The sequence below is a fragment of the Massilimicrobiota sp. An105 genome (genome assembly GCF_002161155.1).
Classification (GTDB): Bacteria; Bacillota_I; Bacilli_A; order Erysipelotrichales; family Coprobacillaceae; genus Allocoprobacillus; species Allocoprobacillus merdigallinarum.
This window is the reverse complement of record NZ_NFLY01000024.1, coordinates 24,461-41,029: the sequence shown is the minus strand read 5'-3', so window position 1 is coordinate 41,029 and position 16,569 is coordinate 24,461. Positions and strand designations below refer to the sequence as shown.

General features: G+C 29.1%; 17 protein-coding genes, 1 other RNA gene, 1 pseudogene and 1 other annotated feature. Of the genes and pseudogenes, 17 read left to right on the top strand and 2 right to left on the bottom strand.

The features are described 5' to 3' along the window. Positions 1 to 132 precede the first annotated feature (132 nt). Positions 133 to 1,332: an immunoglobulin-like domain-containing protein gene (locus tag B5E48_RS08065; RefSeq protein WP_143746578.1), complete on the top strand. Its 1,200-nt coding sequence runs from the start codon at positions 133 to 135 to the stop codon at positions 1,330 to 1,332. Positions 1,333 to 1,399: 67 nt separating this feature from the next. Here B5E48_RS08065 and B5E48_RS08060 read toward each other — a convergent pair whose 3' ends face one another. Then, the gene (locus B5E48_RS08060) at positions 1,400 to 1,741 is read right to left on the bottom strand and encodes a DUF6054 family protein (protein WP_087304695.1); all 342 of its coding nucleotides are present in this window, start codon (positions 1,739 to 1,741) and stop codon (positions 1,400 to 1,402) included. Positions 1,742 to 1,873: 132 nt separating this feature from the next. Between B5E48_RS08060 and B5E48_RS08055 the strand changes: the two genes are divergently transcribed. From B5E48_RS08055 to serS, 4 genes are all read left to right on the top strand, one after another. Continuing rightward, a complete protein-coding gene (locus B5E48_RS08055; protein ID WP_087304694.1) occupies positions 1,874 to 2,485 on the top strand; it encodes a DUF4230 domain-containing protein in 612 nt (203 codons plus the stop codon). Positions 2,486 to 2,565: 80 nt separating this feature from the next. Further along, positions 2,566 to 3,909, top strand: coding sequence for a dicarboxylate/amino acid:cation symporter (locus B5E48_RS08050; protein WP_087304693.1), 1,344 nt, complete (start codon positions 2,566 to 2,568; stop codon positions 3,907 to 3,909). 1,001 nt (positions 3,910 to 4,910) lie between these two features. Further along, the gene (locus B5E48_RS08045; RefSeq protein WP_087304692.1) at positions 4,911 to 5,414 is read left to right on the top strand and encodes a GNAT family N-acetyltransferase; all 504 of its coding nucleotides are present in this window, start codon (positions 4,911 to 4,913) and stop codon (positions 5,412 to 5,414) included. 37 nt (positions 5,415 to 5,451) lie between these two features. Next, positions 5,452 to 5,641 (top strand) — a binding site (T-box leader). 41 nt (positions 5,642 to 5,682) lie between these two features. Beyond that, a complete protein-coding gene (serS, locus tag B5E48_RS08040) occupies positions 5,683 to 6,960 on the top strand; it encodes a serine--tRNA ligase (protein WP_087304691.1) in 1,278 nt (425 codons plus the stop codon). A 94-nt stretch (positions 6,961 to 7,054) separates the two neighbouring features. On the opposite strand, the pseudogene B5E48_RS08035 reads toward serS, so the two are convergent. Further along, a pseudogene (locus B5E48_RS08035) lies at positions 7,055 to 7,831 on the bottom strand (HAD family hydrolase). Positions 7,832 to 8,179: 348 nt separating this feature from the next. Here B5E48_RS08035 and ffs point away from each other — a divergent pair. The 12 genes from ffs (at position 8,180) to rsmI (ending at position 16,555) form a co-directional block, all read left to right on the top strand. Next, positions 8,180 to 8,267, top strand: an RNA gene (gene ffs / locus B5E48_RS08030) — signal recognition particle sRNA small type. Between the two features lie 15 nt (positions 8,268 to 8,282). Continuing rightward, a complete protein-coding gene (locus B5E48_RS08025) occupies positions 8,283 to 8,726 on the top strand; it encodes a nucleoside deaminase (protein ID WP_087245070.1) in 444 nt (147 codons plus the stop codon). 99 nt (positions 8,727 to 8,825) lie between these two features. Beyond that, positions 8,826 to 9,518, top strand: coding sequence for a Bax inhibitor-1 family protein (locus B5E48_RS08020; protein ID WP_087245069.1), 693 nt, complete (start codon positions 8,826 to 8,828; stop codon positions 9,516 to 9,518). A gap of 57 nt (positions 9,519 to 9,575) precedes the next feature. Further along, complete coding sequence (gene dnaX / locus B5E48_RS08015; RefSeq protein WP_087304690.1) at positions 9,576 to 11,393, top strand: DNA polymerase III subunit gamma/tau; 1,818 nt, start codon at positions 9,576 to 9,578, stop codon at positions 11,391 to 11,393. 1 nt (position 11,394) lies between these two features. Continuing rightward, positions 11,395 to 11,700 carry a YbaB/EbfC family nucleoid-associated protein gene (locus tag B5E48_RS08010; protein ID WP_087245067.1) on the top strand — a complete coding sequence of 102 codons (306 nt, stop codon included), beginning with the start codon at positions 11,395 to 11,397 and terminating at the stop codon, positions 11,698 to 11,700. Continuing rightward, the gene (recR, locus tag B5E48_RS08005; protein WP_087245066.1) at positions 11,700 to 12,293 is read left to right on the top strand and encodes a recombination mediator RecR; all 594 of its coding nucleotides are present in this window, start codon (positions 11,700 to 11,702) and stop codon (positions 12,291 to 12,293) included. The genes B5E48_RS08010 and recR overlap by 1 nt, the downstream gene beginning before the upstream one ends. 55 nt (positions 12,294 to 12,348) lie before the next feature. After that, on the top strand, positions 12,349 to 12,507 hold the full coding sequence (locus tag B5E48_RS08000; protein WP_255376270.1) for a pro-sigmaK processing inhibitor BofA family protein: 159 nt from the start codon (positions 12,349 to 12,351) through the stop codon (positions 12,505 to 12,507). 69 nt (positions 12,508 to 12,576) lie between these two features. After that, positions 12,577 to 13,200, top strand: coding sequence for a dTMP kinase (gene tmk / locus B5E48_RS07995; protein WP_087245064.1), 624 nt, complete (start codon positions 12,577 to 12,579; stop codon positions 13,198 to 13,200). Further along, positions 13,197 to 14,150: a hypothetical protein gene (locus B5E48_RS07990; RefSeq protein ID WP_087304688.1), complete on the top strand. Its 954-nt coding sequence runs from the start codon at positions 13,197 to 13,199 to the stop codon at positions 14,148 to 14,150. The genes tmk and B5E48_RS07990 overlap by 4 nt, the downstream gene beginning before the upstream one ends. Positions 14,151 to 14,162: 12 nt before the next feature. Next, positions 14,163 to 14,993 (top strand): PSP1 domain-containing protein, encoded by an 831-nt coding sequence (locus tag B5E48_RS07985; protein ID WP_087304687.1) that lies wholly within the window; start codon positions 14,163 to 14,165, stop codon positions 14,991 to 14,993. Further along, a complete protein-coding gene (locus tag B5E48_RS07980; protein ID WP_087245061.1) occupies positions 14,974 to 15,708 on the top strand; it encodes a tRNA1(Val) (adenine(37)-N6)-methyltransferase in 735 nt (244 codons plus the stop codon). Before B5E48_RS07985 ends, B5E48_RS07980 begins: the two co-directional genes overlap by 20 nt. Next, positions 15,701 to 16,555: a 16S rRNA (cytidine(1402)-2'-O)-methyltransferase gene (gene rsmI / locus B5E48_RS07975; RefSeq protein WP_087304686.1), complete on the top strand. Its 855-nt coding sequence runs from the start codon at positions 15,701 to 15,703 to the stop codon at positions 16,553 to 16,555. The genes B5E48_RS07980 and rsmI overlap by 8 nt, the downstream gene beginning before the upstream one ends. The last annotated feature ends 14 nt before the right edge of the window (positions 16,556 to 16,569 follow it).

Here is a 16,569-nt window from a genome sequence, read left to right as displayed (position 1 = left end):
GACAGCGAGAGTCAAAAGCGGTAAGCTTGAACGAAGTGAAAGCAGCGCCTTGAGACGCGAGCAGGTAAGCGAGGCTTATAGCCTCAGAACAAACTACCCTTTTGAAGGGTAGTTTTGATGGGGAAGGAAAAAATGAGAAAACTCAATAAAAAACATGTTATGATAACATTCATTCCTATCATTGTTATGATTGTTTTGATTTTTTGGTTTGTGTTTAGAAAAACAGAAACATTAGAATTAATAGGAAATGAAAAAGAAGTTTTCATGCTAAATTCTATTTATGAAGAAAAGGGAACAAATCTTGAAGATGTAGAAATGATTGGGAATGTTGATACATCTCAAGAAGGACAATATGAAATTAAATATCAATACAAAAATCAGACTGTTAAACGTCTTGTTGAAGTCTTAAATAATAAACAAATCGTTATGAATTTAAATGGATCTCAGGATACTTATGTTTTAAAAGGACAGAAGTATATAGAATCAGGATGTCATGTTATTGATCAAAATGAAGGTAATCTGACTGATCAAGTTAAAATCACAGGAAAAGTTGATACTCAAAAGGTTGGCGATTATGAGATTATATATTCTGTTCAAAATAAAGAAGGTATCTATTGTTCTAAGAAAAGAATCGTACATGTTGTCAATGAATTTGAAAAAAATAGTCATGGGATACCTGTTTTAATGTATCATTATGTCTATACTCCAGATGATTTACCAAAAACGATAAATACAAATTATATTCTTGATTCAAAATTAGAAGAACAATTAAAATACTTAAAAGAACAAGATTTTTATTTTCCATCATATCAGGAATTATCAGCTTATATAAAAGGTGAAATTGATTTGCCAAAGAAAAGTGTTATTTTAACCTTTGATGATGGACAAAAAGGGTTTTTAAAGTATGGTATTCCATTATTAGAAAAATATCAGATTCCAGCAACTTCATTTATTATTGCATCTCAAAATGGAAAAGAAAAAGTAAAAAAATATGCCAGTGAGTATATTACTTTTCAATCTCATTCGTATGATATGCATAAAGGTGGAGGAAATATTGGACATGGTGGTATTATCAGTGCTTTAAATATGGAACAAATTAAAGAAGATTTATTAAAGGCTCAAAATATTGTTGAAAATACAGAAGCTTTTGCTTATCCATATGGAGATGTCACAGTACAAGGACAACAAGCTATTCAAGAAGCTGGAATTTTATGTGCTTTTACAACAGAGTATGGAAAAGTAAAAAAAGGTCAGGATCCAACAAAATTACCACGAGTACGTGTACTTGGTGAATCATCATTACAATCATATATAGCATCATTAGGAATGTAAAAAAGATTTCTACTTCAATTATGTAGAAATCTTTTTTTAGAATGATGTTCAAATAAAATGTATTGAGTTATTTGTTTTTATAATTTTTAATAGCTTCTTTCAATTTATTTAAAAAAGCATCTTCACCAAAAGTATTGATTTTAAAAAACATAGCCTGGCTTCCACCAGAACTAATGGCAGTGACATGAATTTGATTTTGATATTCTGTAATAGTAATAGACAAGCTTAATCGGTTTCCACCTGTATAACTATATCTCTCTAATATTAAAATACCAACATGAACATCGTGTATATCATAATAATGTTCATCTTCTATTGAAGCTGAAAAACTTGAATTTATTAATTCATTTTTTAAAAACTGACAGAAATGATTAAAAGAACCATGAAGTTCACAAGAATATTTAGCCATGCTTATTCCTCCTTATTTATAGATTATCATGAAGTTTTGAAAATTATGTGTATTTTATATGTTCATATCATTTCAACAATATTTGACAAATATCTTGATCTTTTCTACAATGTTTGTAAGTAGGTGAAATGAATGAAAAAAATACAAATCAGTCAAACTTTAAAAAATATTATTGTTATTGTTGTGATAGCAGTTGTTTTCTTTTTTGTTGGAAAAGTATGGCCAAGTGGTGAAGAACCAACAACCATTACAAGTGATTTATTGTCACAACAAATTCAAGGTATTAGCGAACTAGCAAGTGTAGAATATAATTATACCAATATGGGAAAATATGAAAATCAGGCGACTTTTTATGGTTGGAAAGTCCCTTTTACAACAAAGAGTTTCATTTTATCATATGATGGTCAAATTAAGGCTGGTATTGATATGAGTTTAGTAGAAGTCAATGTTCATGGTCAAAATATTGATATAACAATACCACAAGCTAAAATCCTATCTCATGAAATTGATCAGGAAAGTATTGAAGTTTTTGATGAAACAAAAAATATATTTAATCAGATTAGTATTACTGATTATAATCAATTTGCGATAGATCAAAAAAAGAGCATGGAAAGTAAAGCACAAGAAAAAGGATTATTGGAAGAAGCTCAAAATAAAGCTAAAGAAACAATACAAACATTTGTAGAATCAATGTATTCATCTTCAGATGATTATAAAATTGAAATAAAAGTGGCAGAATCTTAAAGTTCTGTCATTTTTTGTTGAAATATAACGATATTATAGTATAATGTTAGAAGTTTGGATATAGAAATGGGAGGTCATATATGAATTCAAGTCAAAGTGGTAAGAAATTAGCGAAGAAAATGATTATTGCTTTAATTTGTGGTTTAATTGCAGGGTTTGGATGTATTTTATTAAGAGAAAATTTATTAACGAATGGGCAGGAAGCTTTATGGAATACAATCAATAATATATTATTTCAAGATATTACTGCTGAAGGCGCTAATAGTGCAATTGGTTTATTTTATATTGTAGGACAATTATTTGTAAATGCATTACAATTAATTATTATTCCAATGGTATTTGTATCTATTATTTTAGCTATTTGTGTTATTACAGATACAAAGAAATTAGGAAGAATTTCTTCTAAAACAATAGGAACATTCCTTATAACAACAGTTTGTGCTTTAATATGGGCTGGTATTATTGGTTCAATTGTTTATCATTTAGGAGCATTTAATGCTGTACATGCTGATAACTTAGTGATTCAACAAGGAGCTGTAGGTTCTAATCCATTAAATATCATTGTATCAGTGATTCCTAATAATTTAATTAATGCATTTACAAATAATGGTAATGTTTTAGCAGTTGTTTTCTTAGCAGTAGCGATTGGACTTGCGATGAATCAATTAAAAGATAAAACAAAAACATTAAAGAAATTATTAATTGAATGTAGTGATATTATTTCAGTTTGTTTATCATTTGTAATTACAAAATGTGCACCATATGCAATATTTTGTTTATTAACAAGAACATTTGCAATCTATGGAATTGATTATTTATTACCGGCTTTAGCTTATGTCTTAACAGTTCTATTTGCTTTGTTTGTTTATCTGTTTATAGCTTATCCTATCTATTTAATGGTGATGGGAAAAATCAATCCAAAACCATTTATGCGTAAAATACCAAAAGTTGCTTTATTTGGTTTTTCAACATCATCAAGTGCAGCAACATTACCATTAAATAAAGAAACAACAGTTCATGAATTGGGTGTAAGTGATGAAATAGCTTCATTTGTTTTACCATTAGGAATGACAATCAATATGGATGGTACAGCCATCATGCAAGTTATTGCAGCTATCTTCATTGCAGCAAGTTCTGGTTATGATGTATCTTTAACATCTATGGCAGTCATTGCATTTCTTGCTTTAATTGCATCAGTAGGAACACCTGCTGCACCAGGAGCAGGAGCTGTTATCTTATTTACTATTTTGACTGGTATGGGATATACAAATGATGGGGCATTATTGGCTTATTCATTAATTTTAGCAATCAATAGACCAATTGAAATGCTTGTGACATCATTAAATGTTGTTGGAGATTCAGCAACTTCTGTTATTGTTGGTAAAAAAGAAAATATGTTAGATGAAGATATTTATCATAGTTAAGTAGACTCAAATTGAGTTTACTTTTTTAATCATTATATTTGCTTAAAGTAAATGTCGAAAATAAATCTACACTTTCTAGATAATATAGAATCTAATTTTTAATATTGATATAATGCAGATGGAACAGCAATAACGGTAGGTGGTTATGCCTTAGTCGTGGGACGAAGGCACGTGATCCTTCGTTGACATAGATATCCATTCAATAGATGGAAATATGAAAAACGGAGGTGATGGACATGACATCTTATGAGATGGTCATGATAATGTTAGGCATACTGACATTTATCATGACAATGATAAGTGTTATAGTGAAATTGCTTCTTATTATTATTGATAAGAGTACAAAAAAATAACTACCTCGTGCTTAGGATAAATTGAGATAGTTATTTTTCTCAAACAAATCTAAGGCATAACCGTTTATCGGCTGTTCCTTTTCAATTACATTATAGTTTATGTTATTTTAGAAGTCAATATACAAAGAATGATATTTGCTTAAAGTAAATATCGAAAATAAATCTACACTTTCTAGATAATATAGAATCTAATTTTTGATATTGATATAATGCAGATGGAACAGCAATAACGGTAGGTGGTTATGCCTTAGTCGTGGGACGAAGGCACGTGATCCTTCGTTGACATAGATATCCATTTAATAAATGGAAATATGAAAGACGGAGGTGATGGACATGACATCTTATGAGATGGTCATGATAGTGTTAGGAATACTGACATTTATCATGACAATGATAAGTGTTATAGTGAAATTACTTCTTATTATTATTGATAAGAGTACAAAAAAATAACTACCTCGTGCTTAGGGAAAATTGAGGTAGTTATTTCTCCTTAATTTAATCTAAGGCATAACCGTTTATCGGCTGTTCCTTTTTTCAATTACATTATAGTTTATGTCATTTTAGATGTCAATATACGAATAAATATATCTATTTATATGAATATTTAATAATGTTATAATATATTTAAAAAGTAGAGGTGTTTTAAAGATGAAATGCATAATAAGAAAATGGAAAAGAGAAGATGCCGAAGATTTACAACAATCTATTAATGATTTAAGAGTTTTAAATAATTTAACAGATCGTATACCTTATCCATATCATTTACAGGATGCCTATGATTATATAGATGCTATGTTATCTGCTGATGAAAATGAAATCTTTGCTTTTGCGATTGAGTATGAAGGACAAGTTGTTGGCAGTATTTCTGTTTTAAGACAAGATGATATTTATCGTAGAAGTGCAGAATTAGGATATTATTTAGGATATTCTTATTGGGGAAAAGGTATTATGAGTGAAGCTGTGAAACAGACATGTCAATATGTTTTTGAACATAGTGATATAGAGAGAATTTTTGCGGCTCTTTTTGATTATAACCCAGCCTCACAAAGAGTCTTAGAAAAATGTGGTTTTGAACGAGAAGGTATTTTACGTAAGAATGGCTTTAAAAATGGTGAGTTTCATGACATGATAATGTATTCTTTGATTAAATAATTATTGAAATTATCAAGTCTTATGCTATAATCAGTATATCAAATCGTTGCATTGGATAAGTAAATGTGAAATCATGATAGAGAGCTGATGGTTGGTGTAAATCAGTATGAGGAAACATTGAAATCTACCAATAAGAGAAGCTAATCACTTCCGGTTGAACCGTTATCTCATAAAAGTTATCAGTTTGATAAGAAATAGGGTGGCACCACGATAAATTCGTCCCTTGTGAAAGGTGCTTTTTATTTTATTGAAAAAGGAGAAATGAAAAATGATTGATATTGCTATACTAAGAGAAAATCCAGAAGCTGTAAAAGAAAATATGCGAAAGAAATTTCAGCATGATCGTTTACATTTAGTTGATGAAGCTTTTGAATTAGATAAAGAATATCGTGAAGCTCTGACAAAAGCAAGTGAACTTCGAGCTATGCGTAATTTATTATCTAAAGAAATTGGACAATTTATGCGTGAAGGAAAAAAAGATTTAGCTGAAGAAAATAAAAGAAAAGTCAGTGAAATGGCTGATACTTTAAAAGAATTAGAAGCAAAAGAAGTTGAATTAGGTCCAAAATTAAAAGAAGTGATGATGAAAATTCCTAACTTTATTGACGATAGTGTACCTATTGGAAAAGATGACAGTGAAAACGTTGAAATTCAAAAATATGGAGATCCTGTTGTTCCTGATTATGAAATTCCATATCATGCTGATATTATTACAAAATTAAATGGTTTAGATAAAGAAGCAAGTGGAAGAACAAGTGGTAATGGCTTCTATTATTTGATGGGTGATATTGCTAGACTTTCTTCAGCCATGTTATCTTATGCCAGAGATTTTATGATTGATAAAGGATTTACTTATTGTATTCCTCCATTTATGATTAGAAGTGATGTTGTGACTGGTGTTATGTCATTTGAAGAAATGGATGCTATGATGTATAAAATTGAAGGTGAAGATTTATATCTCATTGGAACAAGTGAACATAGTATGATTGGTAAATTTAAAGATCAGATTGTTAAAGAAGAAGAATTACCAATTACATTAACTTCATATTCACCATGTTTTAGAAAAGAAGTTGGTGCTCATGGTATTGAAGAACGTGGTATTTATCGTGTACATCAATTTGAAAAACAGGAAATGGTTGTTTTATGTAAACCAGAAGAAGCTATGGAATGGTATGATAAAATGTGGTCATATACTGTTGAATTATTTAGAAGTTTAGATATTCCTGTAAGAACACTAGAATGTTGTAGTGGAGATTTAGCTGATTTAAAAGTTAAATCTTGTGATGTAGAAGCATGGTCACCTAGACAGAAGAAATATTTTGAAGTCGGATCTTGTTCTACATTAGGAGATGCGCAAGCTAGACGTTTAGGTATTCGTACAAAAGGTGAAAGAGGAACATATTATGTCGCAACTCTTAACAATACTGTTCTAGCAAGTACACGTGCATTAATTGCATTTATTGAAAACAATTATAATGAAGATGGAAGTATTTCTATTCCTGAAGTCTTAAGACCATATATGGGTGGAAAAGAAAGAATTGGTTAAGATTCAAAAATGACATGGTGTCCTGGATAAAAATCCGGGGCATTTTTTTATTTTATAAAGATATAAAAAAAGCTGCAAAGGTGCAGCTTAGATCTTATATAAGGTGATGTAAAAGGCAATAGTGATAAATACCATCATCACATACATGACCACATATATCATTAGCAATCTCTTTCACTTGTGATGAAGCATTTCCCATTGCAACACCTGTCCCTACTGTTTGTAACATTTCTATATCATTATTTCCATCACCAAAAGCGAGAGCCTGTGATGCATCTAATTGATAATAGTCAAGAATTTTTTGAATACCAATACCTTTACCACTTTGAGCAGGAATAATATCAACAGCTCTATCCCACCATGCTGTAATTTTAGCATTTTCTACATTGTCCATAAGAATTGAATAATCTTTTTCTCTACAACCAACCATTATTTGATAAACTTCATCTTTAGCGACTTCATTAAAATCATCAGCAACTTCTACTTTCATTTTGGCAAAGTCAAAATATTGTACCAAATCATCATCTTTTCCATTGCTGGCAATTCTGTTTTTTGTAGCAATGGATAATGGTCTATGTAGTTTTTTGGCATTTTGAATAATTTGTTGAACATCATAAGATGGAATAGGGAAGTTTGAAATATCTTGATCCTTTGTAAAACAATAAGAACCATTAAAAGTTAAGAAAGCATCAAATTCAATCCCATCAAAATGTGGTCAACTCATGGGTGTTCGACCAGTTGCTAAACAGATTCTGATTTGATTTTCTTTTAATCTTTTTAATGTTTCAAGCATTTTTTGAGATATTTGTTTTTTATTCATATCAATAAGTGTTCCATCAATATCAAAAAAAATGATTTTTATTGTTTTCATATAAATCTCCTTTATATTGAGTGATATATATTATTGTATAATTTTTAAGTTTATATATAAAGATAAATAATGATTTTGTTTGAATATTCGTACATATCAAATTTATATTCAAGACAGTCATAAAGACATCATTTAGATAATTTTGGTGTTTAGAAGGTTATTTAATATTGAGAAGAATATGAAATAACAGTATCCTTTTTAAAACTATCGTAGTGATTTAAAACATTAACAATAGAACACGAATTATTTAACTTATCATCAAAAGTTGAAGTTTTATAAAGGAAAAGATGGATTTATTGGGAAATAGAATTTTTTATTGATTTGTATAAGAAATATGCTATAATAGATTTTGCCATTACAATAGGCGGCTTCGAACCATGTCAGGACCGGAAGGTAGCAGCATTAAGAATGTCCGTTTATGTGTAGTGGCTTTTTTCTAAGGAGTGAGATTATGAGTGATGAGGAATATATGAAAATAGCTTATCAGCAAGCTTGTTTAGCAAGAGGCATTGATGAAGTGCCTATTGGAGCTATTATTGTCAAAGATGGTGAGATTATCGCAAAGGCTTATAATCAAAAAGAATCTACCCATGATGTAACGGCACATGCTGAAATGATGGCAATTAGAGAAGCTTGTCAAAAATTAGGCAATTGGCATTTAGATGGCTGTACATTATATTCAACATTAGAGCCATGTATTATGTGCAGTGGAGCTATTATTCAAAGTCGTATAGAAAAAGTTGTTTTTGCTGCTAAAGGACAACGATGGCATGGATTATCAACTTTTTTAGCAAATCATGAGTTTAATCATCATCCTCAAGTGATTTCAGGAATCTTAGAAAAACAATGCTGTTTATTATTGTCCCAATATTTTAAAGGAAAAAGAAATCATTAATGCAGATTTTTTATCTTAAGCATATGTTTTGATATTATCTTATAGACTTTCATCATTTATCCATATCAATATGATATACTATATTTAGAGGTGAGATATATGGATCAAAAGATGTTAACGAAACAAATGAATTATGAAAAATTCTTGTCTGAAGTTATCAAATGGGTTTTCTTTGGCGTAGGCATAACGGCTATAACTTCCATATTAGTGATTTTTTCTGGGATTATCTATGCTTTAATACCTTTTTATTTTCCTGTTTTGATAATTTCAGTTATTATTGAAATCGCATTTGTATGGATATTAAATAAAAAGATAGACAAACCTATAGATGAATTATCATTTTCATCAGTTAAAAGATTTTTTATCTTATATTCAATTGTTAATGGTGTTATTTTTTCATTTATATTAGCATCAGTTTCTATTTATATAACAGCTTTAGCATTTGCTTTAACATGTGCTTATTTTGGTTTGTTATATACCATTACAAAATATACGACTTCAAGTTTTTCAAATATCGCTAAAGTCTGTATATCAGTATTACCAGTCATGATTATTGGTTATATCATTTTATTGTTTATTCAGGCACCAATGCTTTATTATATTATTGTTTTTTTAGATTTATTAATTTTTACAGGTATTACTTTATATGATTTCAAGATGATTTCGACAATGTATGAACAATCGTCAGAAGAATACCAAGAAGGATTAATATTGTTTTGTGCTTTTGAACTGTATTTGGATTTTGTTAATATCTTTATTGATATTTTAATGTTAATCATGGATAATAATTAGATATCGAAAGATATCTTTTTTTATGTTATAATGTGACAAGACAAGGAGTTGATAGAGGTGGCATATAAGACATTATATCGTGTTTATCGTCCGCAAAAGTTTGAAGATGTTGCTGGACAAGAACATATTATTACAACTTTAAAACATGCTGTTGATGAAAATAAAATTGCTCATGCTTATTTATTCTGTGGTCCACGAGGAACTGGAAAAACAACAATTGCTAAATTATTAGCAAAAGCTGTTAATTGTACAGGTTCTCCTAAACCATGTGATCAATGTGAGAATTGTCAACAGATAACTTTAGGTACGCATCCAGACGTTATTGAAATTGATGCTGCCAGCAATAATGGTGTTGATGAAGTGAGAAATCTTATTGAAAAGGTCAAATACGCACCAACACAAGGAAAATATAAAGTTTATATTATTGATGAATTTCATATGATGTCACCAGGTGCTTCAAATGCTTTATTAAAAACATTAGAAGAACCTCCAACTCATGTTATATTTATTTTTGCAACAACAGAACCACACAAAATATTACCGACAATTATTTCTCGATGCCAAAGATTTGATTTCACTAAATTAAGCATTCAAGATATTGTTCATCGTATGAAAGATATTATTAATGAGGAACATTATGAATGTGATGATGAGGCATTGGAATTGATTGCAAAACTGGCTGATGGTGGAATGCGTGATGCATTGTCTATTTTAGAACAATGTCTTGCTTATAATGATCAACATTTAACTGTAAAAGATGTGAATCAGATATATGGAATTGTTTCTTTAGAAAATAAGATTGATTTTATAAAAACAATTCTTTCTAAAGATATGAAAAAAGCTTTATCATTATTAGATGATATGAAAATGAATGGAACAGATATTAAAAGATTAACATTAGATTTAGTTGATATTTTAAAAGATGTTGTTATTTATCGTAATACACATGATGAATCTATTTTATTTGTTTTATCTAAATATTACTTAGATTTAATTGTACCATATATGGGCTGCGAAGAAGCATTAGATTTTATTGATATTTTAATGGATGCCAGTGAAAAATATGCGAAAGTAATCAATCCTTCCGTTTATTTTGAATTAGCTATTTTAAAAATGTGTAATCAAATAAAAGATGAAAAAGTTATTCATATGGAAACTGTAAAAGTACCTGAACAGCCTATTCAACAACTTAAACAAAGTGATGTGATTATAGAGGACCATCATGATGTTGAAGAAGATCATCATGATGTGATAGAAGAAGAACCTGTTCAAGAAGAGATTATTGATGAAAGCATTGATGATTCATCTTTAGAAAGTCATGAAAATGATGATATTCCTACTTTTGAATTTGAACAAAAACAGGATATTGAGCCAACTGTTGATGATGAAATTCAGGTAGATGAAGCTGATATTATGAATATCCTTGTTCAAGCCAAAAGAACAATATTGGAAAGTATTCAAGAAAGATGGCCAATTATTAAAAGATATTTAGCTAATCTGAACATGGCTAAAAGTGCAAGTATGTTATGTGATGGAACAGCAGTAGCTGCATGTGAAGGTGGACTTATTATTTCTTTTGAATATCAGCCATCTGTTAATGCTGTTAATTATTATAAGAATTATAAACAGTTAAGTGCTTTTCTTAGCGAAGTTTTAGGAAGTGAGTATCGTTTTATAGCGATTCAGCAGGATGAGTGGTTGAAAATGCGTAGCCATTTTATTGAATTAAAGAGAAAAGGTCAATTACCTCAACCTCATGAATTAACATTAAAGCATATAGATAGTCATGATTTAGATCATGTTGATATGACTGAAGCACAAGAATTTGCGATTCAATTATTTGGAGAAGATATTGTAGAATTTAAGGAGGATTAATATGAATTTTGGAAATTTATTACAACAAGCACAGCAAATGCAACGTAAAGTCAATAAAGCAAAGAAGGAATTTGATGAAAGAGAATTTGAATTCAATAGTCAGGATGATTTGATTGTTGGAAAGATGAAAGGGAATCTTTCTATTATTGAATTACATATTGCACCTTCTTTAATGCAAGAAGATCAGGACAATATGGAAGCTTTATTAATGGCAACTATTAATCAAACAATAGCTAAAGTTTCTAAAGAAAGGGAAGATACATTAAATCAAGTTACAAATGGTGTTGATGTATCAGCATTTCTATAATGGAATATCCACAAAGTTTTGAAGAACTGGTTGAATGTTTTAAAATGTTACCAGGTATTGGAACAAAAGGAGCTGAACGACTTGTTTATCATGTTCTTTCAATGGATTTACAACAAGTTGAAAGATTCTCAGATGCCTTATTAAATTTGAAAAAACGAATTCATTATTGTAAGAAGTGTGGACATATTTGCGAAGGAGAAATTTGTGATATATGTCAGGATCCAACAAGGGATCAGACAACTATTTGTGTGGTAGAATCACCTAAAGATGTTTTTGCAATGGAAAAATTGAAAGAATATCATGGATTATATCATGTATTACATGGAACTATATCCATTATGGATGGTAAAACAATTGATGATTTAAATATTCATTCTTTGTTTGAACGTCTCAATGACAATATTAAAGAAGTTATTATTGCTACAAATCCTACACGTGAAGGTGAAACAACAGCTTTATTTTTAGCTAAACTTCTTTCAAAAGAAAATATCCCAGCTTCTAGAATAGCTAATGGATTACCAATAGGAAGTAATTTAGATTATGCTGACGAATTGACTTTATTAAAATCATTAGAAGGAAGAAAAAAAATCTAATCATCTCATATATTAAAATGAGGTGATTTTTTTGTTGAAAGGAACACGCATTTTTATGAGATTGCTTATGGCAACTATTTCAATTTTTATATTTAACGCTTTTTCCTCAATAACTCATTTAACGCTATCTCTCAATATATTTAATATTCTTATTATTTCTATATTTGATATTTTTGGCTTTATACTTTGCATTGTTTTAAGAATGGTCCTTTAATTGTCAAGAAATAAAACTTTATCTTTGGATTAATTTTTTATATAATAGAGAAAGAAATGAGGTGTTAATATGTCAGGCGTTTTTATTTCTTTTGAAGGTGGAGAAGGTAGTGGAAAGACAACTATTGCCTCAATGATTAAAGAAGCGCTTACAAAAGAAGGATATCATGTTGTTTTAACAAGAGAACCTGGTGGTGTTGAAATTGCTGAAAAAATTCGTGATATTATACATGATGTAAAATATACAAATATGGATAGAAAAACAGAAGCTTTACTCTATGCAGCAAGTCGTAGACAGCATCTAGTTGAAAAGGTTATTCCAGCATTAGAAAAAGGATATATTGTGATTTGTGATCGCTATGTTGATAGTTCAATGGTTTATCAAGGTATTGCCAGAGGGATTGGTATTGATGAAGTTTATCAGATGAATTTATTTGCGACTGAAAACATTTTACCAAAGCGTACAATCTTCTTTGATATTTTACCGGAAGATGGACTCCAACGTGTATATGCAAATAAGGATAGAGAAGTAAATAGGTTGGATTTAGAGAATATTGATTTTCATCGAAAAGTTTATCAAGGTTATTTAACTTTATGTGATAAATTTCCTGAGCGTATTGTAAAAATAGATGCTTCACTAGATGTAAATCAAGTTTTTAATCAAGTCTTATCAAGAATTCAAGAAATTCTATGAGTTATAAAGAAATCTTAAAACAACAACAACCTATTTTATATCAGATTATTTCAAAAAGTTTTAAAAACAATAAAATTCCACATGCTTTTTTATTAGTAGGAAAGAATGCTCGACAACCAGCTCATTTTATTGCGAAAAGTTTGATTTGTGAAAATGTTGTTCTCGCATGTGATCATTGCAATGAATGTAGACGTATTGATGAACATAATTATGGGGATTTTATTTATTGTAATGGACTTGAAGAAACAATTAAGAAACCACATATTGAATATATTCAAGAACAATTTTCTAAATCTGCTTTAGAAGGAAAGTCAAAAATATATTTAATGGAAAATATTGAAAATTCAACTATTGAAGCAATGAATAGTTTATTAAAAATGCTTGAAGAACCAACTTCTGGTGTTTATGCTATTTTTACTTGTCAAAACTTAAATCGTGTTTTACCTACGATTCAATCAAGATGTCAAGTTATTCAATTATTACCTGTTTCTCAAAAATCACTGAAAGAAGAGTTAAAGGGAGATGACATCTTGGAAGATGATATCAATATTTTATCTGAATTGTTTACAAGCTATGATGAATGTCAAAAATATATTGAATCTGATATGTTTGAAAAACTAAAGCTTGAAGTTTATCATTTTATTGATGATCTTTATTTTCACAGAGATAATTTAATTATTAATGTTCAGACTCATTTATTAAAAGATTTTAAAGATAAAGAGAACATTCAATTATTTTTGAATATGCTTGTTTTAGCATTAAGAGATTTGTTTCACGTGAAACATTCTATGAATCTCACTTATCCATCTTTTTTAAGTTTATATAAAAGAATAAATGATAGTGATGAAAATATTATTAATAAAATTGATTTGATTTTAAATACAGAATATTTATTGAGTACAAATGCCAATGTTATGTTGTTAATGGATAGTATGATGTTTAGAATATAGAAAGGAGAACTTATGGAAGAAAGATTAGCTCTTATTCGTTTTAATAATGTTGGAAAATCTTATTATTTTTCAACTGATTTAGATCTTTATAAAGGTGATAAAGTCGTTGTAGAAACAATAAGAGGGTTAGAATTAGGAGAGTTGGTATCAGATTTAAAACATATCTCTGAATTTAATCTTGATACTGAACTAAAAAAAATTAAAAGAGTTGCAAATCGTGCGGATTTGGAATTATTTGTTTATAATCAAGCAAAGGCTGAAAAGTCTTTAGAAATATGTAAAGAGATTGTCAAAGAGTATGATTTGGACATGCATTTAGTAAGTTGTGAATATACACTTGATGCTTCAAAAGTTATATTTATGTACACGTCTGAAACACGTGTAGATTTTAGAGAATTGTTGAAAGAGTTGGCAAGTGTTTTTAAATGTCGTATTGAATTAAGACAAATTGGACCTCGTGATAAATCTAAGATTGTAGGTGGACTTGGATCATGTGGTTTACCACTTTGCTGTTCATCATTTTTAGGAGAATTTGATGGTGTTTCTATTAATATGGCAAAAAATCAGATGCTTGCAATCAATATTGATAAGATATCAGGAGCATGTGGAAGATTGCTTTGTTGTCTTAAATATGAAGATGATACATATACAAAGGAAAAACAAAGATTTCCTAAAATTGGTTCAAAAGTAAAATACGATAATAAAATTGTAAAAGTGACAGGTTTAAATGTAATAAGTGATTTAGTCAAAATTGAACATGATGGTAATATTTCATTTGTATCATTAGATGAAATTCAGATATTACCACCTAGAGAGCATAAACATGAACCAAGAAGTCGTTAACTATTTATTGGCTTATGAAAATATGCAGATTATCCAAAGAAAAGATATGTTTAACTTTTCTTTGGATACTGTTTTATTAGCTCACTTTTGTACAATTAATAAAGATTTAGATGAAATTATTGATTTTGGAACGAATAATGCTGCCATTCCTCTTTTGTTGAGTTTAAGAACTGACAAGAAGATAAAGGGTATTGAAATACAAAAAGAAGCTGTAGATTTGGCTTTGAAGAATGTTCAATTAAATCATTTAGAGAATCAGATTGAAATTATACATTCAGATATTAAGGATTATGTAAAGAATGCTTCTAAAGTAAAATTGGTTGTATGTAATCCGCCATTCTTTAGGGTTGATGAAAGAAGTAATCTTAATGATAATGAGTTCCTTAAAATAGCTCGTCATGAAATAAAAATAAATTTAGATGAAATTATTCAATCAGCAGCAAGAATTTTGGATAATAAAGGACGTTTTGCAATGGTTCATCGTCCAGATCGTATGATTGAAATTATTAATATCATGCAAAAATATGATATTGAACCTAAACGTATTCGCTTTGTTTATCCTAAAATTGGAAAGGATTCTCATATCTTTTTAATTGAAGGTATGTATAAAGGAAATAAAGGATTGAAAATTGAATCACCATTATATGCTCATAACGATGATGGTAGTTATACGAATGAAATAAGAAAAATGTTTGGAGAAGATATCAATGAATAGACAAAAAAGTTTTGAAAATTCATTACCTACACTATATATTGTAGCGACACCTATTGGTAATTTGAATGAAATGACTTATCGTGCTATACAAACTTTAAAAGAAGTTGATTATATTGCTGCAGAGGATACACGCAATACCATTAAATTATTAAACCACTTTGACATTTCAACAAAACTTGTTTCTCATCATGAACATAATTTAATGATTGCAATACCTAAAATTATTAATGATTTAAAGAGTGGTTTGAATATTGCATTGGTTAGTGATGCTGGATATCCGGCAATTAGCGATCCAGGCTATGAACTTGTTAAAGAGGCTATTCGTGAAGGATTTAATGTTGTACCAGTTTCAGGTGCCAATGCATGTTTAGATGCATTAGTTGTTTCAGGTATTGCTCCTCAGCCATTTGTGTTTTATGGTTTCTTAGATAGGAATGATAAGAATAAGAAGAAGGAGTTAGAAAAACTTAAAAATTATAGAGAAACAATTGTTTTTTATGAAGCACCGCATCGTATTAAAAAGACACTAAAATTGATGTTAGAGATTTTAGGAAATCGTTCAATTGCATTATGTAGAGAATTAACTAAGAAGCATGAAGAAATTAATCGAGGAACAATTGAAGACATATTATCTGTTATAGATGATATGAAAGGTGAAATGGTCATTGTTGTAGAAGGTAATCAAGAAGAAAATGTAGAAGATATAAAAACTTTTGATCAGAGTATTGAAGAACATGTTGAAGAGTATATCGAAAATGGTTTAACTACTAAGGATGCTATTAAAGCAGTAGCAAAAGAAAGAGGTTTATCTAAAAATATTGTATATAATGAATATCATAAAAAATGAATATAGAAATATAT

What these genes read in the sequence shown, in the direction of transcription:
- B5E48_RS08065 (WP_143746578.1), top strand. Translation starts at nt 133, where the DNA reads ATGAGAAAACTCAATAAAAAACATGTTATGATAACATTCATTCCTATC.
- B5E48_RS08060 (WP_087304695.1), bottom strand. Translation starts at nt 1,741, where the DNA reads ATGGCTAAATATTCTTGTGAACTTCATGGTTCTTTTAATCATTTCTGT.
- B5E48_RS08055 (WP_087304694.1), top strand. Translation starts at nt 1,874, where the DNA reads ATGAAAAAAATACAAATCAGTCAAACTTTAAAAAATATTATTGTTATT.
- B5E48_RS08050 (WP_087304693.1), top strand. Translation starts at nt 2,566, where the DNA reads ATGAATTCAAGTCAAAGTGGTAAGAAATTAGCGAAGAAAATGATTATT.
- B5E48_RS08045 (WP_087304692.1), top strand. Translation starts at nt 4,911, where the DNA reads ATGAAATGCATAATAAGAAAATGGAAAAGAGAAGATGCCGAAGATTTA.
- serS (WP_087304691.1), top strand. Translation starts at nt 5,683, where the DNA reads ATGATTGATATTGCTATACTAAGAGAAAATCCAGAAGCTGTAAAAGAA.
- B5E48_RS08025 (WP_087245070.1), top strand. Translation starts at nt 8,283, where the DNA reads ATGAGTGATGAGGAATATATGAAAATAGCTTATCAGCAAGCTTGTTTA.
- B5E48_RS08020 (WP_087245069.1), top strand. Translation starts at nt 8,826, where the DNA reads ATGGATCAAAAGATGTTAACGAAACAAATGAATTATGAAAAATTCTTG.
- B5E48_RS08010 (WP_087245067.1), top strand. Translation starts at nt 11,395, where the DNA reads ATGAATTTTGGAAATTTATTACAACAAGCACAGCAAATGCAACGTAAA.
- recR (WP_087245066.1), top strand. Translation starts at nt 11,700, where the DNA reads ATGGAATATCCACAAAGTTTTGAAGAACTGGTTGAATGTTTTAAAATG.
- B5E48_RS08000 (WP_255376270.1), top strand. Translation starts at nt 12,349, where the DNA reads ATGAGATTGCTTATGGCAACTATTTCAATTTTTATATTTAACGCTTTT.
- tmk (WP_087245064.1), top strand. Translation starts at nt 12,577, where the DNA reads ATGTCAGGCGTTTTTATTTCTTTTGAAGGTGGAGAAGGTAGTGGAAAG.
- B5E48_RS07990 (WP_087304688.1), top strand. Translation starts at nt 13,197, where the DNA reads ATGAGTTATAAAGAAATCTTAAAACAACAACAACCTATTTTATATCAG.
- B5E48_RS07985 (WP_087304687.1), top strand. Translation starts at nt 14,163, where the DNA reads ATGGAAGAAAGATTAGCTCTTATTCGTTTTAATAATGTTGGAAAATCT.
- B5E48_RS07980 (WP_087245061.1), top strand. Translation starts at nt 14,974, where the DNA reads ATGAACCAAGAAGTCGTTAACTATTTATTGGCTTATGAAAATATGCAG.
- rsmI (WP_087304686.1), top strand. Translation starts at nt 15,701, where the DNA reads ATGAATAGACAAAAAAGTTTTGAAAATTCATTACCTACACTATATATT.